General features: G+C 52.5%; 20 protein-coding genes, 1 tRNA gene and 1 pseudogene. 9 read left to right on the plus strand and 13 right to left on the minus strand.

Annotated features, from left to right (window positions below):
* Positions 1-126: 126 nt before the first annotated feature.
* Positions 127-750 (minus strand): FusB/FusC family EF-G-binding protein, encoded by a 624-nt coding sequence (locus tag ACX1C1_RS02565; protein WP_458957578.1) that lies wholly within the window; start codon positions 748-750, stop codon positions 127-129.
* Positions 751-1,020: 270 nt separating this feature from the next.
* Here ACX1C1_RS02565 and ACX1C1_RS02570 point away from each other — a divergent pair, with 270 nt between their 5' ends.
* Complete coding sequence (locus tag ACX1C1_RS02570; protein WP_458955632.1) at positions 1,021-3,477, plus strand: hypothetical protein; 2,457 nt, start codon at positions 1,021-1,023, stop codon at positions 3,475-3,477.
* Positions 3,478-3,721: 244 nt separating this feature from the next.
* On the opposite strand, the gene ACX1C1_RS02575 is transcribed toward ACX1C1_RS02570, so the two are convergent.
* The 3 genes from ACX1C1_RS02575 to ACX1C1_RS02585 form a co-directional block, all read right to left on the minus strand.
* Entirely contained in the window at positions 3,722-4,591 is an 870-nt protein-coding gene (locus tag ACX1C1_RS02575) for a YwqG family protein (RefSeq protein ID WP_458955633.1), read from the minus strand.
* A gap of 741 nt (positions 4,592-5,332) precedes the next feature.
* Positions 5,333-5,590, minus strand: coding sequence for a tetratricopeptide repeat protein (locus tag ACX1C1_RS02580; RefSeq protein ID WP_458955634.1), 258 nt, complete (start codon positions 5,588-5,590; stop codon positions 5,333-5,335).
* A gap of 73 nt (positions 5,591-5,663) precedes the next feature.
* The gene (locus ACX1C1_RS02585) at positions 5,664-6,575 is read right to left on the minus strand and encodes an RluA family pseudouridine synthase (protein WP_458955635.1); all 912 of its coding nucleotides are present in this window, start codon (positions 6,573-6,575) and stop codon (positions 5,664-5,666) included.
* Positions 6,576-6,995: 420 nt separating this feature from the next.
* Here ACX1C1_RS02585 and argS point away from each other — a divergent pair, with 420 nt between their 5' ends.
* Both argS and ACX1C1_RS02595 read left to right on the plus strand, forming a co-directional pair.
* Positions 6,996-8,708, plus strand: coding sequence for an arginine--tRNA ligase (gene argS, locus ACX1C1_RS02590; RefSeq protein WP_458955636.1), 1,713 nt, complete (start codon positions 6,996-6,998; stop codon positions 8,706-8,708).
* Positions 8,709-9,043: 335 nt separating this feature from the next.
* Positions 9,044-12,916 (plus strand): glycosyl hydrolase family 18 protein, encoded by a 3,873-nt coding sequence (locus tag ACX1C1_RS02595; protein ID WP_458955637.1) that lies wholly within the window; start codon positions 9,044-9,046, stop codon positions 12,914-12,916.
* A gap of 139 nt (positions 12,917-13,055) precedes the next feature.
* On the opposite strand, the gene bshB2 is transcribed toward ACX1C1_RS02595, so the two are convergent.
* The 3 genes from bshB2 to ACX1C1_RS02610 all read right to left on the minus strand — a co-directional run bounded on the left by bshB2 (position 13,056) and on the right by ACX1C1_RS02610 (position 16,679).
* Positions 13,056-13,697, minus strand: a complete 642-nt coding sequence (bshB2, locus tag ACX1C1_RS02600; RefSeq protein WP_458955638.1) for a bacillithiol biosynthesis deacetylase BshB2 — start codon at positions 13,695-13,697, stop codon at positions 13,056-13,058.
* 3 nt (positions 13,698-13,700) lie between these two features.
* Positions 13,701-14,057: a YojF family protein gene (locus ACX1C1_RS02605; RefSeq protein ID WP_458955639.1), complete on the minus strand. Its 357-nt coding sequence runs from the start codon at positions 14,055-14,057 to the stop codon at positions 13,701-13,703.
* Positions 14,058-14,153: 96 nt separating this feature from the next.
* Complete coding sequence (locus ACX1C1_RS02610) at positions 14,154-16,679, minus strand: ATP-dependent helicase (RefSeq protein WP_458955640.1); 2,526 nt, start codon at positions 16,677-16,679, stop codon at positions 14,154-14,156.
* Between the two features lie 169 nt (positions 16,680-16,848).
* On the opposite strand from ACX1C1_RS02610, the gene ACX1C1_RS02615 reads away from it, so the two are divergent.
* Positions 16,849-17,370, plus strand: coding sequence for an SRPBCC family protein (locus tag ACX1C1_RS02615; RefSeq protein WP_458955641.1), 522 nt, complete (start codon positions 16,849-16,851; stop codon positions 17,368-17,370).
* A gap of 147 nt (positions 17,371-17,517) precedes the next feature.
* On the opposite strand, the gene ACX1C1_RS02620 is transcribed toward ACX1C1_RS02615, so the two are convergent.
* The 4 genes from ACX1C1_RS02620 to ACX1C1_RS02635 all read right to left on the minus strand — a co-directional run bounded on the left by ACX1C1_RS02620 (position 17,518) and on the right by ACX1C1_RS02635 (position 20,764).
* Complete coding sequence (locus tag ACX1C1_RS02620; protein ID WP_458955642.1) at positions 17,518-18,324, minus strand: polysaccharide deacetylase family protein; 807 nt, start codon at positions 18,322-18,324, stop codon at positions 17,518-17,520.
* Positions 18,325-18,441: 117 nt separating this feature from the next.
* Positions 18,442-19,116, minus strand: a complete 675-nt coding sequence (gene modB, locus ACX1C1_RS02625; protein WP_458955643.1) for a molybdate ABC transporter permease subunit — start codon at positions 19,114-19,116, stop codon at positions 18,442-18,444.
* On the minus strand, positions 19,113-19,919 hold the full coding sequence (gene modA, locus ACX1C1_RS02630) for a molybdate ABC transporter substrate-binding protein (RefSeq protein ID WP_458955644.1): 807 nt from the start codon (positions 19,917-19,919) through the stop codon (positions 19,113-19,115). Before modA ends, modB begins: the two co-directional genes overlap by 4 nt.
* A gap of 617 nt (positions 19,920-20,536) precedes the next feature.
* Positions 20,537-20,764: a hypothetical protein gene (locus tag ACX1C1_RS02635; protein WP_458955645.1), complete on the minus strand. Its 228-nt coding sequence runs from the start codon at positions 20,762-20,764 to the stop codon at positions 20,537-20,539.
* A 167-nt stretch (positions 20,765-20,931) separates the two neighbouring features.
* Here ACX1C1_RS02635 and ACX1C1_RS02640 point away from each other — a divergent pair, with 167 nt between their 5' ends.
* Positions 20,932-21,924, plus strand: a complete 993-nt coding sequence (locus ACX1C1_RS02640; protein ID WP_458955646.1) for a substrate-binding domain-containing protein — start codon at positions 20,932-20,934, stop codon at positions 21,922-21,924.
* On the opposite strand, the gene ACX1C1_RS02645 is transcribed toward ACX1C1_RS02640, so the two are convergent.
* Positions 21,908-23,212: an MFS transporter gene (locus ACX1C1_RS02645; protein ID WP_458955647.1), complete on the minus strand. Its 1,305-nt coding sequence runs from the start codon at positions 23,210-23,212 to the stop codon at positions 21,908-21,910. The genes ACX1C1_RS02640 and ACX1C1_RS02645 overlap by 17 nt on opposite strands.
* A gap of 181 nt (positions 23,213-23,393) precedes the next feature.
* Between ACX1C1_RS02645 and ACX1C1_RS02650 the strand changes: the two genes are divergently transcribed.
* Positions 23,394-23,467, plus strand: a tRNA-Pro gene (locus ACX1C1_RS02650).
* Between the two features lie 64 nt (positions 23,468-23,531).
* Here ACX1C1_RS02650 and ACX1C1_RS02655 read toward each other — a convergent pair.
* Entirely contained in the window at positions 23,532-23,849 is a 318-nt protein-coding gene (locus tag ACX1C1_RS02655) for a winged helix-turn-helix transcriptional regulator (protein WP_458955648.1), read from the minus strand.
* A 158-nt stretch (positions 23,850-24,007) separates the two neighbouring features.
* On the opposite strand from ACX1C1_RS02655, the pseudogene ACX1C1_RS02660 reads away from it, so the two are divergent.
* The 3 genes and pseudogenes from ACX1C1_RS02660 (at position 24,008) to ACX1C1_RS02670 (ending at position 26,721) form a co-directional block, all read left to right on the plus strand.
* Positions 24,008-25,249, plus strand: a pseudogene (locus tag ACX1C1_RS02660) (MFS transporter).
* Entirely contained in the window at positions 25,246-26,133 is an 888-nt protein-coding gene (locus ACX1C1_RS02665; RefSeq protein ID WP_458955649.1) for an aldo/keto reductase, read from the plus strand. The pseudogene ACX1C1_RS02660 and the gene ACX1C1_RS02665 overlap by 4 nt, the downstream one beginning before the upstream one ends.
* An 84-nt stretch (positions 26,134-26,217) precedes the next feature.
* Positions 26,218-26,721 carry an LURP-one-related/scramblase family protein gene (locus ACX1C1_RS02670; protein WP_458955650.1) on the plus strand — a complete coding sequence of 168 codons (504 nt, stop codon included), beginning with the start codon at positions 26,218-26,220 and terminating at the stop codon, positions 26,719-26,721.
* Positions 26,722-26,779 lie beyond the last annotated feature (58 nt).

Below are 26,779 nucleotides of genomic sequence, written 5' to 3' on the forward strand. Positions count from 1 at the left end.
CTCTCATTCTTTCGTTAGTTAAGAAAACGGCAGCCATTATGCCGGCTGCCGTTTCTTTGTGTTTAATAAGCTACATTCCTCCGAAACAACTTTCTTTTGGGTCACTTGGGTCAGGCTTCGCGCCGGTTACGGACCGACAAACACGCCATGAATGAATTTCTCCAATGCTTCAACATTCGTTATATTCTTATTGCAAGCCTCGCTGTTCACGCACAAATAATTACCTATTGCCCTGTAATAATCGGGTGATGCACCTACCGGTTTCCACTTGGTCTCAGCAGTGATTAACATGACCTCAGCATGCCGATTGCACACGAAGCAAACACCCTTCTTATTCGTCGGCGTATACTTCCCTTCAATGCCGATAAGCTTTCCGTTCAGATCATAAACCATGAAAAATTTATTCGCTGCAATATCGGTCCAGCCTAGATATGTCGCGAATCTATAAGGGATACCATTAAGATCAGGTATTTTCAGTTTCTTGTGTTTGGGGAAAAGTTTCTTTAATTGATTGTCTGTCACATGCGCATATTCCTCTGCCAAATAAGGCTCCAAGGAATGCAAATATCGCTGAAAGTCCGCAGTGGTTTGTAGCTGTTCCAGGTTCCCAACCAGTTGTTTTTGCCAATCGGTTGCATCCGAAAACATTCCGCCTATCTTGACTTCTGTTTCATTGCGAACCGCTGCGACCACTCTCAAATCAGAAACGGAGTTACTGGCACTTTGTAACTGACCGATCTGCTTCTTAATCCGGCGATCACCATAAACGAATCACCCCATGCAAAGATCGCCCTAATAAAAGGCTCTGCATGAGTCGCTACTTATTCCGGCAAAATGATTTGCCATATTTACCGCCCCCCTTATTAATTTAAATTATAAGGTTACATGCGAGAATAAGGAAGTTTCGTCTTCCATATCGTTACTTTAGTCGCAGGCACGCGTCGAGAGCAAATTATATACTATTATTGAATTATTTCGCGTACGATCCTATAACTTCATTTTATATATCGGAGGTAAGCGATGAACGACAATCCTTCTCCCCCTGAGAACAGCCGCTTGAAGACCGTCTTCCGTTGGTTGCTGCAAGTAATAAGGACCTATCTGCTGCCGGTGCTATGGACATTGATCAAGTACACAGCCTTGGCATTATGGTGGCTGCTGCGTCAAGGGGCTCGAACTACGCGAGTCTACCTGATCCAGCCGCTCGCCCGCTGGCTGAAGAGCCTTCCCCGTAGCGCAAAGATTGTCGCCGCGCTGCTCATGTTGATCGCCGTAGGGGTGCTCACCCAGATTCAGACGGTTATCCCGAGTATTTCGTATTTTCACAAAGATACCGTAACCCCTGTGCCTAAAGAGTCCGTTGTCGACTCTCTCCTTCACGACGACCGGCAAGCTCAGCTCGATACGACGAGATTACTCGTCGAGCAATTCGGCTTGGAAGCCGCGCTCGACGAGACACAGTCACCGGATACGCCATTCTTTGTGTTGCCTGCCGAGATTTATGCGCTTGCGAATGACGCCGCCCTTAAGGAGACCTCGGGACGGTTAACCTTAACCGAGCTTGCGATGATGCTGCGAGATCTCGGCTTCCCCTTCCAGCCGGAAGAGGATGAGGCATTCGCCCTTCAGTCCGCGCTTCGCCAAGCCGTGCTCCATGCGATCGATAGTCCGAATGACGAGGGGTCGGATGCCTTGCTCTTCCTGCAGGCGATGGCGTTGAAGCAGAAGCCCGGCATCGACCTGACAGAGGAGGGCTGGCATCCCCAGCTATACCGGCTGACGTATCTGGAATTGTTCGCGTTCCTCAGCCTCTTCCTAGCCCCGCAGACCGAAGCGCTACAGACCGGAGCATCGCAAACCTCATTCGGCGCGAAGTTGACGGGCTGGCTTACGGAGACTGCCTATGCCGATGAAGCGCCGACGCCTGCGCCGACCACGAAGCCGACGACATGCTCCATTGCCCGGCAGTGGCTGGGCAGCGGGACGAGCGCCAAGGACGGAGGTCCGAACGGATATGGCATTTCCGACACGGGCCTGGACTTGATCAAGATGCTTAATAACGAATTAGCCGGCAGAGTCACTGAGGCACTTAACAGTGCAGCCGCCAAAGCCATGACGGCTGTGAGCGCGGCATTCAAGCTGCTCAAGCTCGGTATGCTCTATTCATCGATTGAAGTGGAGGTGGCCGGAGACCCCGCTTCCCTTCACAAGCAGAATTCGTCGGAGAACGAGAAGGAAGTGAACTGGACAGCGAAGGTCGGCGTGAACGAAGCGAAATATAAGGCGTACCTGGAACAATGGAACGCCACGCCGCTAGGCAAGGAAGTGAAGGAATGCCTCTCCTTCTACGGCATCCCGGTCCCGACGGATACTGCGGACATCGCCAAGGAAATCGACAAGTGGAGCGTGGAATGGGATCTTGTTGCCGGGGGCGGCAAGCATGCGGTAATTAGCCTGAACAAGAATGAATTCGAGCTTCCTGGGCAATTCCAGTCGAAGGTACAACGCATTTCCGATATCGCAGGCGAAGCCAGCCTTGTAACCGATGTGGTCGATGAGAACGTCCGGGAGCATGAGGGCGAAGAAGAATCGGCCGAGGTCGTCGTTCGCGCATTGGCGGAAACCAGCGCGCCTCCTGCGTTGATCGGTTCTTTATTCGGTTCGGGCAAGCTGGGCCTGGAAGCCGCGAAATCAGGCGGTTTCGAGCTGCTGGGACTTGCCGACACCCTTATGGACATCGCAGCCGGATGGTTTCAGGAGATCGTCGAACCTGAGGCATACGGCACCACCGTTGTGACCTATCATGTGCCGGAATTCCGAACATACAGCTATACCGGCTGGGTATCCGCCTCGCTCCGCGAACGGGACAGCTGGTCGAATCAACATGTGGAGATTGTCTCTAGGTCGGCTTCGGGCCAGTGGCAGCTCGATCAGAGCAGCACCGGCGATCTCTCCTCCTCTCCCTTGTCCCTCAGAGGCAGCGGAAGCGTGCAGATGACGTCTTTGTACCAGAGGAAGTCGAGCGGTATTCAACCTTGCATAGGAGGAACGGTCCAGCATACGACTACCGGGATGGGCTGGGGGAGCGATCGCGTGACCGACGACATCTCCGCTAGGCTGACGCGTTCCGGAACGACTTCGGAGGGATACGCGTTCAATCTGTACGTTGGCGTTTCGGACAGCCAAGGCGAGCCCTTCGAAGCGACCATACGGCACGAAGAAATCCCGAGCGGCTGCAAATACGTCCGTCACTATGAGTCAATCAAAACAAGAGATATACAGTTGACAGCGAAATTCAGAAGCCCGACCTTCCAATTTGAATCGAAGGAGGCTTACCCTGAGGTCATCACCGGCAGCCTGACAGTGAGTGACGAGGAAGACAGAACTGTCATCTGGCGTTATGAACTTCACAGGCAAGAACCTGTAGAAGGTGCGAAGGCCTATTTCGATTCAGAGACGGGGGATTTCGGCGGCTAGCCGTCGGAAATCCGATCCATACTCGAGTCAGCTATGCTGGATACATTATATATGACTTTTTTGAATCTACATTTTATTAGTTCGTCTTCCCGTCTTTATTCTATGCCGCTTAAATTAAAACCGGCTCTCATAAACGATAGCCGGTTTTTGTAATCAGGTAACAAGAATTCGTTGAACTCCCGTTCTTACGTTAGCGGAACAACTTCATTAGCTAACTTCCACTTTCGAATAGGGACAAGGACTATCAGCACTGCATTTCGCAAACAACCCGATCGAAGCGTTGCTCCGCGAGGTCTTCCTCTCGAATCCAAAAATAAACGCGACCGACGTCCCCGAACATGATGCCGGTTTTCTCTTCTTCGGAATCGATTTGAAGAAGCAGTCTCCACTTCAAAGCGGACTTAACAGCGCGTTCTTTGACTCCAGGATCCTTAAGCATTTCGTATGTGAGTCCAGTTGTCATAACCTCGCAAGCAACTTGCATGTCGCCTTGTATTTGTTCCGGATGACCGAACAAGCGGTGAACCGTATCACTAGGCTCGGTGATTTCACGGTACTTCTCAATAAAGACTTCCCAGTATTTATTGAAGTGTTCACGGTTCCCATTCCATCCAAGCCCCATGCTCTCCAAATAGGCCGATTCTGGCGCAGGTACTGAAAGTACGGGCGAGAACGTAGCCCGATTTGGCCTGAAGATGGCTTCTTCTGTGAGTTCTGGTAGCGGTTTAGGGGTAAGTCCTGATAGCCCCTCGACCGGCGTAAAGATGACGTGACATGTGTATGGATCACCATAGAAGTCCTCATCTTCGTACATCGGTTCTACCGCGTAGAAGAAAGAAAGCAGACCTCCTAGCGGAAGCGGAGTAGGATCGGGCAGATCGGCAAGATTAATTTGAGCGACGAATGACATGTTGTAACCTTTCCACTTTGGCCACTCGATATCAGCAGCCAGATCCGGTTGACCGCCAATCTTGCTCACACCCAAGGGGAAGTTCGAGTCTTCCTCTGGTTCCAATTGAATCTGATAAGACGGAAAGATCAAGGAATCGAACCGGTCTTTGTATGCTTCAAGGCCGGACGTTACTAGCAGATCTAGAATTTCGTTCTTCTTCATGATTACCTCCAAATTGGTATGCCCGTACCAGACCTAAAATCTAATTTTCTTTTTCGAGGTTAGCCCACTCAATTCCTTTATTTCTAGGATCGGTTGTTTACGTAATCTTCCATTTTCTTTAATAAAAGCTGAGCTTTATTGATTGAAATATCGTCTCCTGTTAGTTCAATGGAATTAGTTATTGAAAAATCTTCTATGTCGCAGATCGAGCAATTGTATGTCTTTTAAACAATTTTTACAGTAGTAACGAAACTTTAAATGATATTGATTTCCATATGAATAAGTTCCGTTTATATTGTACCAACCTCTTTTAAGAAAGGTCTTTTCGTTACTTTTTACCAGCTTCTCCTTGCAGTCAGGACATATTTTTTTATAGAACAGTAATCGAATAAGTTATTTGGTTTTAACTCAAATTCATACGATGGCATACACGACCCCCAAAAACTGAATATGATATCACAGATTAATTTACCATACATTGTAACTAAACTGCCTGTTAACTTAATGGGAAAATCAACAATACAGTTTAACAAAGCCAAAAAATAAAGAGCGGTGAATTTACAAAAAGTATTCCGTTCAGAGATGCAATCCTAATCATGACATAAGAAATGGCGGTCAAACTAGCTGACCGCCATCTTTCATCGTCAATCTTTTACGAATGGTATTCCGAATTATCATGCCTTGAGCATCCAAATAAATAACAACTAGAACTCAAAGATGTAGAATATTTCATCGGTGGAATTATTCAGCAACAAAAGCTTCTCCTACAAATTCATCATCACTTTCCGAAGGCAAATGCGAAGTCGGATGTAAACCAATGGCTTCTTCCACCAATTCTAGAGCTGTTTCTGGATCACTTTCTTCGTAGTAATACATCCAAGCGAGATTCGTTAAAGACTGTACATTTCTCGATGCGTCTACAGCTTCTTTGAAAAGATCCAAAGCAGCATCACATTCATTGCTTTCGAACAGTTCGATAGCTTTTGGGTTAATATTCAACTCGGTCCTCCCGCCATTCTCGCATGATTAAGAAAATAGGCATGGCTAGTCAGAGATGCGTATCCCTCATCCCTCACCGCAATAAACCAAGAAACGCCTTAGGAATATCCGTTTCGAACCGCATAAGCTTCTCCGTCTTCGGATGAACAAACGCAAGTACACGAGCATGGAGTCCTAGCCGCGGGAGCGCCTTGGACTTGGAGCCGTATTTCTTATCCCCTACGATCGGATGCCCGATGTCCTCCATATGAACGCGAATCTGATTCTTCCGTCCCGTCTCCAGTTGAACCTCCAATAAGGAGAAGCTGCTGTTAGACTGCAACACCTTGTAATGCGTGACGGCATGCTGACCGTCGTCCTGGCGATGGCTGGAGTACATTTTGAGCGTGCTGCTCTCCCTGAGCCAAGAGGTGATCGTGCCTTCCTGCTTCTTCACCTTACCTTCGACCAGCGCCACATATGTCCGCTCTTTCACTGCATCCTGCCACGAATTCTGAAGCGATTGCTGAATCTTCTCGCTTTTGGCGAACATCATGACACCCGAGGTATCCCGGTCCAGACGATGCACGACGAACACTCTGCTCTTTGGATCCTTGCTTCGAACATGTGCCATGAGCTGGCGGTAAGCGGTTATCTCTTCATCTTGGCCCGTCGAGATCGAGAGCAATCCGGCCTGCTTCAGAATGATGATAATATCCTCATCCTCATGCAGGATCGAGAGACCGACGAGCGGCTCTGCTTCGACGATCTTTTCTCTGCTAATGCTCACCGTTTGTCCCGGAGCGAGCGGACAGTTGTATTCTTTCACGACTCGCCCATCAACCGACACCTGACCGCGGGCCAGCATCGCTTTCAACTTGTTCCGGCCTTCCTTGGATTGTTTATGCAACAAAAAAAGCAGCAGCTCCGTCGGTTCCTTGACCGTGTACTGACTGACGTTCGGGCGACCTGCTTTTGGTTGGTTATTTTTGCTTGTGTGCTTCATAAGATCCTCCTGCTTCCGAAACAATCCTCATCATAGATTCGTGTCCAATATATCATTTTCAAGAAACGAAAGCTATATCGTCATCCCAGCACTTTCCCCTTGCTTTCCGCCATCGAATCGCTATAATACTGTATAACGTCAACGAACGGTACAGTACATCGTCAGATATACGTTGCCAAGCGAGCCGGGGTGGTGGGAGCCGGTCAACGACAGACGGTCGAAGAGGACCCGGGAGACGGCTCTCCGACAGGCGATTGCCTCTAGGAAAGCCCGGTTCGGCCACGTTACGGCTATGATAAGATCCAGCTCCGAACGTGAGTCATTGGATAACCAGAGTGGCACCGCGGGTACATCCCCGTCTCTAGCAGAGACGGGGATTTTTTGCGTTCTAACGCGCACACATATAAGGAGGAACTAAAGATGAGCAATCCATTATTAACGCAATGTCTTGCACCGCTGCTCCCTCTCGCGGAGGATGAAATAGCCGCAATGCTAGAGTATCCCCCGAACGATGAGCTTGGCGATGTCGCGTTGCCTTGTTTCATTTTGGCCAAATCAATGAGGCAGAGCCCCGCGCTAATCGCGCAGAAACTCGCAGACCAACTTAACCAACTGAACCATCCCGCCTTTCGCGCGGAAGCCGTCGGTCCCTATTTGAACTTCAAGCTTAACCGTCCGGCGTTTGCCGAGGAGCTGCTTCTGCGTACCACTCCGTCGGAAGACTTCTGGCGCCCAAACGTCGGTAACGGCAAACGAGTCATCATCGACATGTCGTCTCCCAACATCGCCAAACCGTTCGGTATTGGCCATCTGCGTTCGACAATGATCGGCAACGCCATCTATCGCATCCTTAGGGAGACGGGACACGATACGGTGAAAGTCAACCATCTAGGCGACTGGGGGACGCAATTCGGCAAGATGATCGTCGCCTATCTCCGGTGGGGCAATCCGGAAGCCATTGCGGCAAGCGATAACGTGACCAAAGATTATTTGGCGCTATATGTGAAATTCCATGAAGAAGCCGAGCACCATCCAGAGCTTGAAGTCGAAGCGAGAGAGTGGTTCCGTAAGCTTGAGGGCGGAGATCCGCAAGCGACGGCGTTATGGCGCGAGATGATCGGCGAAAGTCTGAAGCAGTTCAACAAGCTGTACGACCGGCTCGGCGTAACGTTCGACCATGTGCTGGGAGAGAGCTTCTACAACGACAAGATGGGCGCCGTTGTCGACTCGCTTCGCGAGCAAGGGCTGCTGGAGGAAAGCGACGGTGCGCTTGTCGTTCGACTGGACGAAACTGGCATGCCTCCCTGTCTGCTCGTCAAGTCCGACGGCACGTCTATCTATGCGACCCGCGATCTGGCAACGGCACTGTATCGCCGCGATCAGATGAACGGCGAGCAGCTGCTATACGTGGTGGGAGGCGAGCAAGCGCTCCACTTCCAACAAATATTCCGCGTCCTCGAGAAGATGGATCCCGCTTGGCAAGACCGCTGCCGCCATATTTCGTTTGGTCTTATGATGATGGATGGGCAGAAGATGTCCACGCGCCGCGGCAAAGTATTGTTCCTTGAAGATGTGCTTAACGAAGCGGTGCAGCAAGCCAAGAACGTGATCGAAGCCAAGAACCCCTCGCTTGCGGGCAAGGATGCCGTAGCCGAAGCGGTGGGGATTGGCGCAGTCGTATTCGGTGATCTCAAGAACACCCGAACGCTCGACGTCAACTTCTCCCTGCAGGAGGTGCTCAACTTTGACGGCGAAACAGGGCCCTACTTGCAATACACCTATGCAAGAACATCCAGCATCCTGCGCAAGGCTGACGCAGCATCTGGGGATGTCCCCACATCTGGCGAGGCAGACTTCGAACTCGCAATTAACGAATATGCTTGGGCGCTGCTGAAGCTGATCGGCCATTACCCAAGCCGTCTCCGCCAAGCCGCGCAGCGATATGAACCGTCCGTGCTGGCTCGTTATTTGTTAGAGCTAGCGCAAGCATTCAATCGGTTCTACCACCATGTCAAAGTACTGGACGGCAGCGCCGCTGAACAAGCATTCAAATTAAAGCTCGTTCGCTCCTCGGCGGAGGCGCTGCGCAAGGGTCTGAATCTGCTCGGACTTCAGGCGCTGGAAGAGCTCTAATCGGTTCGATCCAGCTATTCGAGAATTGCCCCCTCTATTTGCCCATGGTTTCATCCATTTGACCAGGGGGGGAATTTTCTCGTCCTCGTTTATTTTAATCCGAGATAATTTTCGCCCCGAAAAATGTACATGATTTGTAAATTTAACCCGGTAGAATCCAAATCTCCCCCTTCCTGAACCCCCCCTCTTCGTCCCATGATTAAAGAGATAACAGGAGTGATCTTAACTCTTCAAATTGATGAAAGGAGACCTGGACAAATTCATACCCCCACACCTAGACTTGCACAGGGCAACACTTGCTGCAGCGTTCTTCGAAAAATAAAATTCGAGGTGATATGGTGTATCCACTCGCACGAACTCGCATGACCAATCCGCTTATCTGGCTGCTTTGCCTAGCACTACTGATCAGCCCATTCTTCAGTCCAACCACGATTCAAGCAGATGAGCTACCCATTGTAAATCCCGAAGCGCCACAAAGCCTTGCCGTTGACCCTGCAAGCATCACTTCTTCTTCAGCAACGATTACTTGGACCCACGACGCATCGAAAAACGATGTCGACGTCTGGCATGCAGAACCTGCCGGAGGCGGCGATGGGTACTTTACTTGGGGCAACGGCGGGAGTCGCAACATTACCGGGCTCAGTCCAGGCACCACATACAAACTGTATATCACATGGGATTTGCCAGTTGGTATAAGTGAGCACAGAAGTAATATTATCGAATTTACGACCTTGGAAGGAGAGGACGAACCCGATCCGACCGGGGGACCAACGAACCTCGTTGTCGAGAGCGTGACCCACAATTCAGTATCCCTGACATGGACGCCTGCTCCTGGCATCGCACATTACTGGATCTGGGACTCCAGCAACAAATACATCCTCTGGGCTAACGATGGAGCGCAGACAGTCGGCGGATTGACGCCGGAGACTACCTACTCCTTCTACGTGGGACCCGACGGCGTGCAAGCGCCTAATCTGACGCCAGAGCAGAAGAGCAACCTCGTCACATTCACGACGCTGCCTGACACCAGCGTATACGAAGAGGCTCCGCTCTCCCCGCCGCATAACTTCAAGGTGGATGGCATCTCAGGCACTGATGTGACGTTCTCCTGGACGGGAAGCCCAGGGGCCGCTGATTATGATCTCTATGTGAACGGAGATAGTCCGTGGACGGGTACAGTGACTGGAGCGACCTATTCGATTCCCGAGGCTTTGCTTGATTCGGGCATTCCGATTAGCTTTAACGTAGTCGCCAAAGATTCCGCCAATGAACGAGTCTCGGCAAGCAGCAACACCGTCGCGTTCACTTGGGGTGAGCTGGCTGCGCCGGCCGATGTTCAGGTCGTTACCGCCAACCGTTCGACAATCGTGCTCGGCTGGGCCCCCGTACCCGGTGCGACCGCTTACACCGTATACCGGGATGGAACTGCAATCGGTACGACAGCCGATCCTCGTCTGACTATATCCGATTTGACCGCGGGTCAATCCTACGCCTTTACGGTTAAGGCCTCGAACGAGCTATGGGAATCTCCTGCGAGCCATGCAGCGACCGGTGTTCCGGGAGCCAACTATACGAACGTCACCTACTACACATCCTGGTCCTTATCCGAAGAGGGACGCAACTTTAAGCCGGAGGATATCGATGTATCCCAACTGACTCATATCAATTATGCGTTCGCGGATCTGTGCTGGAAGAAGTTCGGCTCAGGTGCCGCTGGATGCCATAACAAGGACCTGCCGCTGCAAGACGATTACGTATATGATGGCGAGGTTATTATCGGTGACGCGGATTTCGATCCTCGGAACTTCGAAAGCTTTGCCACGATCAAAGAAAGTAATCCGCATCTGAAGTTGCTAGTCTCCGTAGGCGGATGGTCGTGGTCGAACAACTTCTCTCATGTAGCCGCAAGCGAAGTAACACGTCGCGCGATGGCGAATTCCGCCGTTGATTTCATGCGCGAGTACGGTCTTGACGGTCTGGATATCGACTGGGAGTATCCGATCGAGGGCGGCGAAGAAGGCAATGCACATTCGCCGGAAGATACCGTCAACTTCACCCTGCTCATGAAGACGATACGCGAAGCGTTCGACGCGGCGGGCTCCGAGGACGGCAAATACTATTTGCTGACGATCGCATCCGGTCAAGGAGACAACTTTGTCGCAAATGCGGATCTCGCGCACTCTTCGGCTTATCTGGATTTCATTAATATTATGGCTTACGACTATAGCGGCAGCTGGGAGCTATTTGCCCACCATAACTCTCCGCTCTACTACGATGCAGCGCACCCGAAGGATTACGCGGCTCGTAATAATGTCAGCGGCGGTGCCGTTGGACATTTGAACGGAGGCGTACCGCCTCATAAGCTGGTACTCGGCATTCCATTCTACGGCAAAGGCTGGCTAGGCTGCTCCGATGGCGGCGAATATGGCACTTGTACATCTATTCCGGCCGGCACTTGGGAAGCAGGCGTCTTTGACGTAGCGGATCTGGAAAATAACTTCGTAGGGAAGGATGGGTATGTCAAGCATTGGAACGAAGCGTCCAAGACAGCCTATCTCTGGAACGAAGAAACAGGTATGTTTATTACCTACAATGACGAAACGTCGATGAAATACAGCGCTTCGTTCGTCAAGTCACTTAACCTTGCCGGCGTTATGAGCTGGGAAGTGAGCGGCGACCGCAACCTCACCTTGCAGGATCAGCTTGCGCTGGATCTACCGATTGACGGAGCATTCAATCCAGAAACACTTGCGGCCCCAACGCAGCTGAGGCTCACAAGCATAGGCACAACTCATGCCACGCTGGAGTGGGCGGCTGTCCCAGATGCCGACGCTTACGAGGTTTATGCCAATCGGAAGTATCTAGGCACCACAACGGATACCACCTATTACGAGCAGCAATTGCAACCAAGCACGAGCTACTCCTTCTACGTACTTGCTATTACTCGTGATGGCGACGTCATTGACGAAGTATCGCCGGCCAGCATTGTGAACGCTGCAACAGATGCCGTATTCCCTTATTTGCCGACTGTTAAGGATAAGGATGAATTAGATGCGACCGTGATGTGGCAAAGCGGCAAACTCACGATCTCTGTGAACGAAATTGCTGCGCTGGGCACCATTAAGGTGAATGATTCTGCCGCATTCACCCTTACAGCCGATCCGTTCGCGGACAGTCTGGACATTCAGCTTTCGGATGCCGTTGCAGCTGCGCTTGCAGCCAAAGGAGAAGACGCTCAGCTCTCAATCGTCTGGGGCGACGTGACGTATATCATCCCAGCGGCGGCGCTCGCTCGCGGAACCGATATTCGCATCTCCATCAGGCCTCCAAGCGAGGAAGCAGAAGCGATCGACGCTGAGGCGGATGAAGCTGGCTTGACCTTGCTAACCGAACCGCTGGACTTCCAGATCGCGGAGCAGCAAGAAGACGGCAGCTATGCAGAGATTACCGACTTCGAGGGTCAATTGTTCCATCGCGTCTTCACATTGAGCGGAGACGACGCGAAGAATAGCCGACTGATCGGCGTCATCTATTTGCCGGCCAGCGGCGAGTTCCGTCCCGTCGCAACTGTAATCAGAGAGCAGACGGATGGCACTGTCACGGCAGAACTCATCCGTGACGGCAACAGTATCTATGCGGTAGCAGCGACTACCTTTGATTACGAGGATATTGCCATCGATTGGGCGCAGGACGCCATCGAGCTCGCGACGTCGAGTCTGCTCGTCTCGGGCAAGAGCGCTGCGGAGTTCGGCTCATCGGACAACATCTCTCGTGCCGAATTCATCTCCCTCGTTACGCGAATGCTCGGCATCCTGCCAGATTACGGCAGCAGCGTATTCGCAGACGTCGATGCCGATACCGCGTTCGCAGGCGACATTACAGCCGCGGCTAAGCTTGGTCTCGTAACAGGCAAAACAGTCGATCACTTTGACCCGAACGGTTCTATATCACGCCAAGATATGGCGATTGTGCTCACAAGAGCGCTTGCGCTGGTCGGTCGTACGAACGAGACTGATGTTACGATTCTCGACCACTTCAACGATTATATAGCTGTCGGCTCCTATGCGAGAGAATCGGTCGCTTGGCTAGTCGAGCTGGGCATATTGAAGGGCGTGTCTGCATCGGTGCTCAGTCCACTGACCAACGTTACCAAAGCGCAAGCAACCGTCGCAGTCATTCGATTGATGGATAGCTTGCAAGAAGGATAGTTGAAGTTGCTGTGGAGCTCTGTTGCATCTTAGCTGAATCACCACAAGCTACACATGGAAGAAGGCGGGCCTCATAGGAGGCCCGCCTTCTCTTGTCATATAGGAAACATAGGAGTGTTATGCTTCAGGTTCTACTACCCTACTTGAACTTATACGTATAGAACCGCTCCGTGCCGAAGCGCTCCAACAGATCGGACTTCGACATGCCCGCCGGCGACGGGAACTGCGACCGATGCGCGGAGATGGAGGCTACTTTGTTGGACAGCGTTGCCTTGACATCATAATGCACATCCGGTGCGCCAAGCGCGGTCACATGATCCTTGGAGAAGGCGACGCACAATACCTTTGGCCGGCTGGCAGCAGGCATATGGCCGATAACTCGCACGACTGCGGCACCGGTTGCGTCATGGTCGGGATGAACGCTGTAGCCTGGATAGAAGGTAAAGACCAGCGTCGGCTGCACTTCTTCGATCAGGCCGGCAATCGCCGATTCCAGCAGCTCTGGCTCCTCGAATTCGATCATCTTGTCATGGAAGCCCATCAATCTGAGATCCTGAATCCCTATCGCACGGCATGACTCTTCCAGCTCCAGCTTGCGGATCGCGGGCAGCGTCACGCGGCTTGCGAACGGCGGCACGCCCATGTTGCGTCCCATCTCGCCGAGCGTCAAGCAGCCGTAAGTGACGTGAGCGCCCTCTTGGATATAACGAGCCAGTACCCCGGACATCCCGTACGCTTCGTCATCCGGGTGAGGCAGCAGCACTAGTATTTTTTCCGTCATGTATTATCGCTCCTCTCCGAACGGCTCGCGGCTCAGTTGCAGCGCAACGACCAGCTTGCCCGTGCTATCGTGACCGGCAAGGATAAGACGATCAGTCTCCGTCTCCTCGTAGTGGGTCAGTCCTTCGCAATATACCCAGCCATGCTTCATCTTCAGTCCGACGCGGAACGGTCCCCCGCCGGAGATGCCGCCATGCGAATAAGTAATTACAATATTGCTGATGAAAGATGCCGCAGGATGTTTGGAGCTATCGAAATGTGCGGCATATGCGCCCGTCGTCTGCTCCAGATGGAGATACAGCTGTTCTCCCGTCATTGTATCGATTTGTTGCTGAATGACCGATGGATCGATTGGCAGCATCGGCAGCACCTCGCTTTCTGTTACGTTATGGCGACCGGTTAAACATGGGATGGATCTCTCTGCTTAAGCCAAGCCGTCTCTAATAGTTTACTACACTTAGCCGTCATGCTCCAGAAGTCCCTTATCCAGACACATGACCACGGACAACGACTTCAGATTAGCAGCGCCAAATAAAATTTCGATTCCATCCCCCACGACCTTGGTGATGATTCCCGAGCCGAACACGCGATGCCGCACGGACACGCCTGTCTTCAGCGCAGCGCGCTCGCGAATCGCGCGGCCGGAAGCGGAGTCTTGCCCCGCTGTCCCCGAAGCATCCGTGGTCGATTTGCCCCGTCCGCGACTCGCTGACGAGGTTTGTCCCGCACCGCCCGGTCGGCCATCCGTCGTTGTCACGCTGGAGACCGCCGGCTTGAGCGACGCCTTGAGTCGGCGCGCCGATGCATGGCTGCCGCCGCTGCCGCTCCAGCGCCGGACTCCGTCTTCGCCGTTAGCGCTCCAGCTGCCTTCGCCCCGCCCCGGCTTCGTGTTTGCCGTACCGGCGCGGCTGCCCGGCGCTTCTCTACCGGAGCCGCTCGCAGCCGCCAATCGTTTGGCTGCTGCCGCTTTCGCTTCCGCCTCCCGCTTCTCCGGCTCCACAATGTCTCGCATCGCCTCCATGAAGCTGGACTCCTTGGTCTCCTCGCCGTCGCGTTTGCCGTAGGAGATGAGCTCCAGATGATGACGCGCCCGCGTCATGCCGACGTAGAACAGTCGCACTGCTTCTTCCAGAAGCGGCTGTTCGCCCGTGCCGCCGTCCTTCTTGTGCGCTCCCGCATATTTGGTATCCTCAGCGGACGGGATGATCCCCTCGATCAGATCGACCATGTAGACACGGTCGAACTCAAGCCCTTTGGCACTGTGCAGCGTGGAGAAGGTCACCACATTCTGACCGCGTCGTCCCTTCGCGGAGTGAAGCAGCGTCTCGAGGTACTTCAGCCGGGCTGCAAAGTCCTCCATCGTCTCGAGTCCATCCGCGATTTCCTCAAGCGTGTTCAGAATTCCGATCAAATATTCCTTGCGGAAGCCAAGCCGCTCACACATTTTCTCCAGCGCCTTCTCATAGCCGAGTCGGCCTCGAATAACTGCGATCGCAGGTTTCGGCGGCATGCCGCGCATTTCCTGGAACGTCTCCTTGGCCTCCGCAATCGGCTTTGTCTGATAATCGTGCAGCTTGACGAACCGGAGCAGGTTATCGAACACCGACTCGTTGTTGTCGATCTCCTTCAGCACCGCCATCTGATGTTTGCTAATATATCCGTTCAGCTTGAGATGAATGCGCTCAAGAATGTCCGCCCGGCGATCCGTGAACGACATCCGCATGAAGTTGAGCACATCCTCCACTACCCAGTGGGAGAAAAACCGATTGTCCGCATCCTTCATATAGAACGGGATGCCCGCGCGGTCGAATTCATTCATCAATACAATGGACGAAGCATTATTGCGGAACAGGATGGCTGTCTCGGACAACTTCTCTACCTGCTGCAGCTGCCTGACGAGATACTTGGATTGCTTGCGATAATCCGAGAAACGTTTGAACGTCGGCTTGTCTCCTGTCGCGTTATTCGTGAACATGTTTTTGGGATACCTGTTCTTGTTTCGTTTGATAAACAGGTTCGCCGCCTCTACAATTCCCTTGTCCGATCGATAATTCTGCTCCATGAACAAGATCTCCGCACTAGGGTAAGTCTCCTTGAAGTTCAGCAAATAAGACGGCTCCGCCCCCCGCCAGCTGTAGATCGACTGGTCATCGTCGGCCACGACGCAGAGATTGCGGTGCTCCCTGACGAGTTTCTCGACGATCGCGTGCTGCACCAAGGAGGTGTCCTGGCTCTCGTCAGTCAAAATATAATCATACCGGCGCTGATATTTCTTGCGCATCCCGGCATCCTTCTCCAGCGCTTCCTCCGCAATCGTCAGCATATCATCGAAATCAATGAGCCGCTTAGCATGCCCCGTCCGCTTGAATTGCTCGTATTCGCGCGCGAGGTCGCCTGCTCCCGTCACATCCGTCTTGACCGAGTCCCATTCCGCTTCGGGAATCATTCGGTTCTTAACATAGCTAATAAAGGTCGTTAACTCCTCCAGCTGATCGTCGGTGATGTTCTCGCCATTCAATCGTTTGAACAACGTGCGAAGGATAATTCTCTTGTGCAGCGGCAGCGATTCTTCTCCTTGAACTCCCTCCGCTACGTCATCTTCCTCGGCCTCCGTCCGCCCCTCGATAATCTGGTACGAGGTCCCGTCCTTCCATAACCGCTCACGCGCAATCTCGAACGCCAGACTATGGATCGTCGAGAAATCGACCGGCGGCAGCGCGGGGAAAAACCGTTTAAACCGATCACTCATATCCCGCGCCGAGGCCCGGCTGAAGGTTACGGCTTTGATGCGTGACGGCTCCGCACCTTTCACTTCGATCATATAGCCGATGCGCATAATCATCGTCGTCGTTTTGCCCGAGCCCGGTGATGCGAGCAGCAATAGCGGGCCTTCCGTCGTCAGCACGGCTTGCCGCTGCACGTCGTTCAGCTCGACGCCGAGTTCTCTTTTTTTGCGAATCAGAAAGTCTTTGTTCCCTTTCATAGCCTCTTGCCCTCTCTCCGCCCTTAAGCTTGCCTTGTGCCCATATTGTAACATAATCGTCGAGAGCTTGAAGGGAGTCGAGACCTCAATCTCGAGCGAAACTGGCTTATAACGTCGCATTGCGGTATATTCGAACATGTAGAATAGGGGGATCGGAGGGAAGCACATTATGAAGAAATTATTCGGGAAAACGGCTAAGGAGCCTGGACTTGTCATAAAACGGACGTTCGATGCGCCGCTTGCGCTGTTCTTCGATGTATTCACGCAGGCTGAACATATGAAACATTGGTGGGGACCGCGAGGGTTCGAGATGACGACCGTCAAACAGGAGCTTCTCCCGGGGGGCGTGGTCCATTATTATCAGACGAGCCCGGAAGGACAGATCATGTGGGGGAAATTCGACTACATCGAAATCGTGCCGAACGAGAGGTTTGTGTATACGAACTCCTTCTCCGACGAGGAAGGCAACACACTGCGAGCATCGTTCAGTCAAATGTGGCCGCTGCGCGTTCTGAACACCTTCACATTCCGCGCCGATGGCGATCAGACCGAGCTTACCATGCACGGCAAGGCTTACGAAGCGACGAAAGCAGAGATCCAATTTTTCGAATCGTTTAAGGACAACGTGAAAGTCGGCTTTGAGGGCACGTTCCAGCTGCTGGACGAATATTTGGCGAAGCTGCAGGAGTAGCGCCCAGGCCATGAGGGTCATCCATGAGAAAACCTCGATCGAGGCCTTGCGATGATGAGCGGCCGTGCTTGAAGGCAGGTTTTATCGTCAACAAAAAAAGCGTTAAGCCGCCTGTCTAACATCTAGGACGGCTTAACGCTTTTTTGGCTAGAGCCGAAGTGTACGGCCTGCGGGAATCAACGTCGATTCGCCATTGACGCTTACCCACACGTCAGTTGCGCTAGGGTTGTTGACGCAGCTGCGGTCAACAGAGAAACGCAGCGCCAACACCGCGTTGTGATACGTGAGCACCTCCGCCATCGTCGCATGCCACACGCCTTCTTGCCCGCCAAGCCGTTCGCCGACCTCAACCATCAGCTCCCAGTTGTTGTCGTTCTCGAACTCGTAGCTGTGCCCCCAAATAAAGAGAAGCTGCCAGCGATTCCGATACGGCTGCAATTGCATAAACTCCTCAGCCTTCTCTACCATCGTCTTATGATGGCAAGTTGGGTGCCAGCGCAGCGGATCCTCCGGCATGCTGAAACCTCCATGACTCTGAACTGTGCGCGAATATTCGATGCCGAGCGCCGGCAGCGCTTCAACCACTCGATTGTTGTAGCTGCCGAACGGGTAGCTCATGCCCCGTACCGGATACCCGACCAGCGACTCTAGTGCCTGACGGTCGGACAGAATCTCCTCCGCTACTTGATCCATTGGCGATTGCTCCAAGAATGGATGCGTTACCGTATGTGCGGATACCTCATGTCCCTTGTACAATTCAGCCACTTCATCTCCACTGATGTAGCCATCATGGCCGAAGAAACCGGAATTGAGATGGAACGTCCCTTTGAGCCCGTATCGGTTCATGACCTCGACTAACCGTCGATCATGCGTACGACCATCATCGAAGCTGAACGTCACCGCCTTGTGGACACCGCCTGGGAAGCGGTCGAACTTCAACTTTTTCGTAGTCAATTGACTATCCCCTCTCGCCCTCAAATTGTCCAATATCAGCTCTATCATACTGGATGGGGAAGCCGTCGACTAGTCCAAAATCGGATCATTCCGGTTCGAATCCGGCTCCATTATACTTTATTCCCGCGACTTCCATCTGCCCGTGAGCAGCAGCATCAAAAAAGAAATGACGATGATCCCAATCGTCCAAGCCCAAGCCATCGACATCCGTCCTGCATCAACCGCGACATAGATCGCCGTTGGCACCGTCTGCGTCTTACCCGGGATATTACCGGCTATCATCAGTGTAGCTCCGAACTCTCCCAATCCACGCGCGAAGCCTAGAATATAACCTGTCATAAGCGAACGCCAAGCAAGCGGCAGCGTAATGAGTCTGAACACTTGCGGGTCCGATGCACCCATCGACCGGGCCGACTGCTCCAGCTCACGATCAACGGAGTCGAAGCCTACCTTCATCGTCTGATAGACGAGTGGAAAAGCGACCACGACCGCGGCAATGACGGCCGCCCATGAGCTGAAGATGACCGGGGCCGAGAACAGCCACTCGATCGCCTGACCGACCCAGCTTCTGCGGCCAAGCAGCATAAGCAGCAGGAATCCGACAACGGTTGGGGGCAATACAAGCGGCAACAAAAACACGGTATCAATGAGGGTCTTCCCGCGGAATTTCCCGCGAGACATCCACCATGCGGCGGCTATGCCGAGAAGGGCTGCCACAACGCTTGCGAGCAGTGTCACCAATAGAGACAGCTTGATCGGCGGCCAGAGTGTATTCCAATCAATGGCCGTCATTCTTTCGATACGGAGAAGCCGTACTCCGCGAAGACATCAAGTGCTTCTTTGCTTTGCAAGAACTCGTAGAACTCAGTTGCTTCGACCGAATGTTCGCTTGCTTTCACAATGCCTACAGGATATTGAATTGGGGCATAGGTGTCTGGTGATACGGCGAACGCTACCTTGGACTTCTTAGAAGTTATCGCGTCCGTCCGATAAACGAATCCGGCGTCCACATTGCCTGTCTCCACATAATTCAGTACTTGGCGAACGTCCTTGGCCTGCACCAGCTTGGACTGCAGCACATCCCACAACGCTTCTTTCTCAAGAGCTCCTTTGGCATAATTGCCTGCCGGAACGCTCTCCGGGATGCCGATTGCGATCTTCTGCAGGCCTTCGCCCTGCAGATCCTGCATTGTCGCTATATTCAGCTTGCTGTCCGACGGTACGACAACAACAAGCTCATTGCCGAGCACATTCGTTTGTTTGTTTTCCTCGATGAAACCTCCGTCAACCAAAGCTTTCATATTCTTGGTCGCAGCAGACAAGAACAAGTCCGCTGGAGCGCCTTCCTCGATCTGTGTTTGCAGCGCACCGGAAGCTCCGAAGTTGAATAATAGCGTCACGTCTTCATTCTTTTTCTCGTAGGCGATCTTCAGCTCCTCGAGCGCATCCGTCAGACTCGCGGCAGCGGAGATCGTCAGCTCAACATGGCCGCCAGTCTCTTCGTGCACCGTCACGTTACCGAAGGTAGAACAGCCGCTGATAAGCAGTGCTGCCGCAATCAAACTGATGCAAATCACACGAAACCTAGTTACCATCTCATCCACTCCCAGTCACCAACTATATCTAATCAACTATATCTAATTATAATTAAATATAATTAGATATAGTTGTATTGTCCACTATGTATTTAGACCAAACATACCCTCTTCGTACTCCATGGACAAGCATACAATTGAAAACACCGATTCCAGCGTCATTGCGGTTCAGCCTTATGGCCGTATAACGGCCAAGTCCGAAGGTAATGTGAAGCTGTCGGCGGACGATAATTGGGGCATTTCCAGCTGTGTTTTTGTAAATATATGGACTGGGCAAGAGACGATAATCCTGCATTTTATACAGCATTCCAACCTCCAAACCTCGAGAATTCGACTATTGCTGCATTTTGTACATCAATTCTGCGTCATAACCTCTTATTGCCTTTGTCTAGGCTTGAGATTCCTGCATCAAATGCAGCAATCGTTCCCAATCTGCTTCAAACCAAAGATTATTGCTGTATGTTTTACATCATTCGGCGCGGCGATGGCATGGAGGGCTTACCCTTACATGCGCTGGCAGAAGCCTCCTGATGGCTGTCATAGCAAAAAGGGAGCATCCGCCCCCTTCTCAATGTTCCTCTATCGGGATTAATGTACCTTAACCTCGATGGATCAACTTAATATAACGGTCCCGGCGATACCGCACAGCCTGGAAATCCGTTTATATCCTGAATCGTATGGAACGGATATTGTTTGGCCGCATATTGGTTCTGATACATATATTCCTGCAGCACGACCGTGTTGTTGTTTAGACTGCACAAGACGCCGGATACGCCTTGACCGTTTGTAAGCGATACTCCGACGGGCTGGCCGACGAGCATCATCGCTTTTTGATACCATGGCATTCGTTATGCACCTCCTCCGTCCATCCTATGTGATGCTCCGCTTTAGGAAACTTGACCAGCGCCCGAATAGTCTGCCGCCCAACAATACAAGAAGCCGTGCGTACGCGCTTATGCTACAATAAGGAACAAAGTAAAACGCTGCCACCACGCGGGAGGAACAAGACGTTATGCCACAATCATCCGATATCTCCTACACGACGGACGAAATCGCGAAGCTCCTCAAGATTTCCAAGCTTACCGTATACGATTTAATCAAAAAAGGAGAGATCCCCTCCTACCGCGTCGGCAAACAAATGAGAGTTGACGCCGAGGATCTTGAAGCTTACAAGCAGCGTAATCGTACCGTCCCCACACACGTACAGCCCGTATCACTTCCTGCTCAGCAGCGTGTGCCCAGGTTGAACGCCGACTTACATGAGATAACCCCGGCTAAGGAAACTCAAACTGTCTCTTCTCGCTCCATCGTCATTACGGGGCAAGATATCAGTCTGGATATTCTCTCGAGGCATCTGGAATCAGAAGCACCCGGTCAACGCATGTTCCGCTCTCATGCCAGCAGTATGGACAGCCTGATCTCCATGTACAAGGGCGAAGCCGACCTAGTCAGCACCCATCTGCTGGACGGTGATACAGGCGAATACAATATGCCATATATCCGGCGGCTGCTTGTTGGCTCGCCATATCTTGTCGTACGTCTGTTATCGAGGCAGGCCGGATTATTTGTCGCCGCCGGCAATCCGCTCGGTCTCACAGCCTGGAAGGATCTCGCTCGTCCCGGCCTTCGTTTCGCCAATCGGGAGCAAGGCGCCGGCGCTCGCGTACTTCTCGATGAGCAGCTACGGCTTCATGGCATTCCGCATGCAGGCTTGCTGGGATATGATCATACACTAAGCAATCATCTATCCGTAGCCTCCAAAGTGGCTTCCGGCGAAGCCGACGTTGGAGTCGGCACAGAGAAGGCCGCCTCCATTGTCCAAGGAGTCGACTTTATCCCGCTTGCCGTCGAGCATTATGATCTCGTCATGTTGAAACGCCCGGAGAATCTCCCGTGGATCGAAGCCGTGCTTCGTATCCTCCGATCCGAACTCTTTCGGCGCGAGCTGCGTTCGATGGCATCCTACGATCTCACACGTACCGGCGACATTATTGCGGAGGCGTAACCCCGCCTTGCGCGTCCATCCCCGCCTGATGAGCCGGGAGTCCTTTGCCTGGCTCCGGCACACGCGCGAGGAGGAGCGCTCCGATAATGAACAGAACAACAAGACTGAACACGCCCGTGTTCGTATTACCCGTCATTTGTGCTGTCACGCCGACGAGCAGCGGTCCCAGAATAGACGCGAACCGGTCAAAAATATTATAAAACCCGAAAAAACGATTCGCGTTTTGTTTCGGCACCATTTGGGCGAAATAGGCGCGGCTAATAGCTTGAATTCCACCTTGCGAGGTGGCTACCAGCATGGCCAGCACCCAGAAGTCGAAGGTCGAATTCATGAAATAGGCGTAGATACAGACGAAGATGTAGACAGCAATGCCGACGTAAAGCAATGGCTTACTCCCAAAGCGGTCGGCCAATCGTCCATACAACATCGCGAACGGGGCCGCCACAATCTGCGTGACGAACAAGATAATGAGCAAATCCGTTGCTTCGATCCCCAGATCCGAGCCGTATGCGCTGGACATCGTAATAATGGTACCGACTCCATCGATGTAGAGGAAGTACGCCAGCAGGAACAGGAACATCGCCCGGTATTGTTTAATCTCCTTAAACGTCCCATAGAGACGCCCAAAGCTATTCGCGATAATACGCGGCTCCCGCATTATGAAGTGTTTCTGCCGGACATGACGCAGCATGGGCAAAGTAAATATTCCCCACCATATCGCTGTTATCATGAACGCGATTTGACTAGCCGCCGTCACGGACAGCGGCAGCACTTCTTGCTGGGCAAGGAGGATAATCGCGATGCTGATCAGGAACGGAATCGTGCTTCCGATGTACCCCAGCGCAAATCCGCGCGAGGATACCTTATTCATTCGGGTATCGTCGGTGACATCAACAAGAAACGCATCATAGAACACATTCGAGCCAGCCGAGCCAATGGCGATAAACATATAGCAGACCAGCAGCAGCTCCGGATAGTCATTCGGTATGAAAGTCAGGAGGCCGGTCGCTAGGACGCCAAGCAGGCTGAAGCCGGCAAAAAACGTTTTTTTGAACCCCTGGTAATCTGCTATTGTCCCGAGTATCGGCCCAAGCAGCGCAAGGATCAACGTGGAGATGGAGATGGTATATGCCAAGAAAGCAGTAGAGTCTGCTGCGCTGATGCCGGACGCTTCGGCCGCTGCCTTGTAGAACAGCGGGAACACGGCTGTAGAGATAATAACGGAATACGCAGAATGGCCCCAGTCATACAACATCCAGCTTCGTTCTTCCTTCGAAAAGGCTTTCATAGATTTGACCTCCCAGGCAACCATTTTCCTTTATTGTATAGCAAATGCGCGGTAATGGCAGACAAGAACAAAAACTTAACACAGGGGCCTCTTTAGCCCGTCAAACCTATTGCCAGCTCGAAAAACGAGTAGTATAATCTCTATTACATCAGCGTTTGACAGCGCTGTCTTCTCGAAGCGTCGGGGTATGGCGCAGCCTGGTAGCGCGCACCCTTGGGGTGGGTGAGGTCGCACGTTCGAATCGTGTTACTCCGATCATAGGTATAGCAAAGAGACCATTTCTGCATGGACGATAGTCGTGCGGAGATGGTCTCTTTGTCTATTTCAGTTGATTGGCTTCGATATGCTTCTCACCCCAAGAGCACATGGCATCCAAGGTCGGCTTGAACGACCACCCGTAGTCGGTCAGAGAATAAACAACCTTGGGCGGTACCTGATCGTACACCGTCCGCTTCACCATGCCGTCCTCCTCAAGCTCTCGCAGTTGCTGAGTCAGCATCTTCTGCGTAATGTTCGGCATCAGTCTACGAAGCTCGCTCGTCCGTTTATCCCCTTTGTCCAGATGGCACAAAATAACGACCTTCCACTTGCCCCCGATGACCTCCAGCGTCGCTTCTACCGGAATGTTGAATGGCATCGCTTCTACCCTCTTTCGTCGTATGCAGGGTACTTTTTGGTGCCTATAGCACTTAAAAGTACGTACTTACGAAATGTTTTCGTTAGGCTTATACTAGCATCCATGCAGCAAACGGCACAAGAGGCCGACATTCATTCTACTGGGAGGGAACATTCATCATGGCATCCACCACAATCCGGGAAGCCGCGGGTTCTGGCCGCAAACAAGCATCTGGCTCGTTCGCGCTTGTTGCGCTCGCCATCAGCGCATTCGGAATCGGTACGACCGAATTCGTCCCTGTTGGCTTGCTCGCGTCCATCGCGGATGATCTTCATATCGGTATCACCCTTGCGGGTCTACTTATCTCCGGATACGCCATCGGCGTCGCTGCAGGCGCGCCAATCTTAACGGCGTTAACGAACCGGATGAACCGCAAAACGCTGTTAATGGCGTTAATTTAGCTCTTTATCGTCGGCAACGCAGCAGCAGCTTTATCATCGTCATTCGCCTTGCTGATGACCGCTCGATTCGTCACCGCATTCTCGCATGGCGTCTTCTTCTCCATCGGCGCTACGATTGCGGTCCAGCTCGTGCCGAAAGAGAAGCAGGCCAGCGCGATCGCGCTCATGTTCACGGGGCTTACCATCGCCACTGTGACCGGCGTACCGCTCGGCACTTACATCGGTCAGCTGCTTGGCTGGCGCGCCACCTTCTGGGGCGTCACCCTGCTCGGCGTCGTCAGCTTCATCGCCGTCGGCATACTTGTTCCAAAGGGACTTAAACAGCCACCGCCGTCCAAATTTGTGGACATGCTGCGTATCTTGGGCAACCGCAGGTTATTGATTGGTCTCGCTATCACTGCGCTAGGCTATGGCGGCACATTCGTGACCTTTACCTACCTTACGCCAATTCTGCAGGACGTCCTCCATCTGAAGCCAGGAGCGGTCGGAATCGTGTTGCTCGTCTATGGGATCGCCGTCGCAATCGGCAACGAAATCGGCGGCCGCTGGGCGAACCGTAATCCGATTGGCGCTTTGTTCCGCATGTTTATCGTCCAGGCAGTTATCTTGGTTGCGATGTCCTTCATGATTCCGTATCAGCTCGCCGGTCTGTTCGCCATTATGATGATGGGATTGTTCGCGTTCATGAACGTGCCCGGTCTGCAATTGTATATCGTGCAGCTCGCCGAACGTTACGTACCATCGGCGGTCGACGTCGCGTCAGCGCTCAATATCGCAGCGTTTAATGTAGGCATCGCACTTGGCTCAGTGACTGGCGGATTGGTCGTCGACAGTATCGGATTGCGCCACACGCCATGGATCGGCGGACTGATGGTCGTCATCGCCGTACTGCTTGCCGGCGTATCCATTCGACTTCAAAGGGAAAACGAAACGATTCATAACGGAGGGATTTCATCATGAACAACAATAACCTAACCAACACTGTCATCGAACATAACGCTTCAGCATGGACACTTCAAAGCACAGCTGTGCTAAACAACGGCGTTTCGATGCCGCGCGTCGGTCTTGGCGTGTTTCAAGTGGAAGAAGGACAAGAGCTGGTAGACGCGATTCGATCTGCCGTCCGCACAGGTTATCGAAGCATCGATACCGCCGCTATTTATGGCAACGAATCGAGCGTCGGTGAAGGTATTCGCCAGGCGCTTGCCGACAACAGTCTTAGCCGCGACCAATTATTCGTGACGTCCAAAGTATGGACGGCCGACATGGGTTATGAGGAGACCCTTGCAGCTTACGAAACCAGCTTGCGCAAGCTTGGGCTGGAGTCGCTTGATCTATATCTGATTCATTGGCCAGTCGCAGGCAAGATCCAAGATACTTGGCGTGCGATGGAGAAGCTCTATAAGGATGGTCGCGTACAAGCGATCGGAGTAAGCAACTTCCAGGTCCATCATCTCCAAGAGCTGCTCGAGACCGCAGAGATCAAGCCGGCCATCAACCAGGTTGAATTCCATCCTCGCCTGACGCAGAAGCCGCTGCTTGCTTTTACAAGGGAGCACAACATTCAACTCGAAGCATGGTCGCCACTCACGCAAGGTCAGCTGCTCCAGAACGAGACGCTTCAGCGTATTGCAGATCGTCACCGCAAGTCCGTAGCGCAGATCATCCTCCGCTGGGACTTGCAGCACGGCGTCGTTACGATTCCGAAGTCAACTAAGCAGCACCGTATTGACGAGAACGCAAGCCTGTTCGACTTTTCATTGTCTAACGCAGAGATGGCCGAGATCGACGCCATGAACCAAAACAAACGTGTTGGTCCCGACCCCGACAACTTCGATTTCTAATTCGCGATTTTGTATCGCGATTAGCAACTGTGCTCTCCTTCCCGACGTATAATTCCATATACGAATAATGGAAGGCGGGATGGGATGGAGCTTTATTTTAGCGATCGATTCTTTAGCTCAGGCACGACGGATATTATGAACGAGCAAGGTGAGGCGCGCGGCACCGTCGATCTGGAAAGTATAATGACTGCAACGCTGTCGGTATACGGAGCAGACTCGGCGCTTCGGTACTCCGGCAAGTTCCGATTCTTCTCAGGCAAGTGGGAGGTGTCGGACCAACAGGGGTTTGAGGTCGGCGTACTGCGCGCCCGCTTCTCGTTATTCTCGAAAAAGTTCGAATACGATGCCGGGCCTCGTGGTCTCTATACGATAGAATCCCCCGCTTTCTCGCGGGAATATACGATTCTGGATCAAGGCGGTAATGCCGTCGCCTCCTTCGAGAAGGTCAGCGGCTGGCTGCAGGCCGGGGCGTTCCAACTTAGCAATTCCTCTACATCGCTGGACAGCTATGAGCTGATTGCGGTCGTCCTTGGTGTACACAACATTCAGAAACGGCAAAACAATGCTGCTTCCGGAGCCAGTACCTAAATCTAATCCTCGCGAATGTTTTCCAATTTTATGCACATACTAGGGAGGCTGTCACTTT

The sequence above is a fragment of the Paenibacillus sp. strain BS8-2 genome (assembly GCF_054483835.1).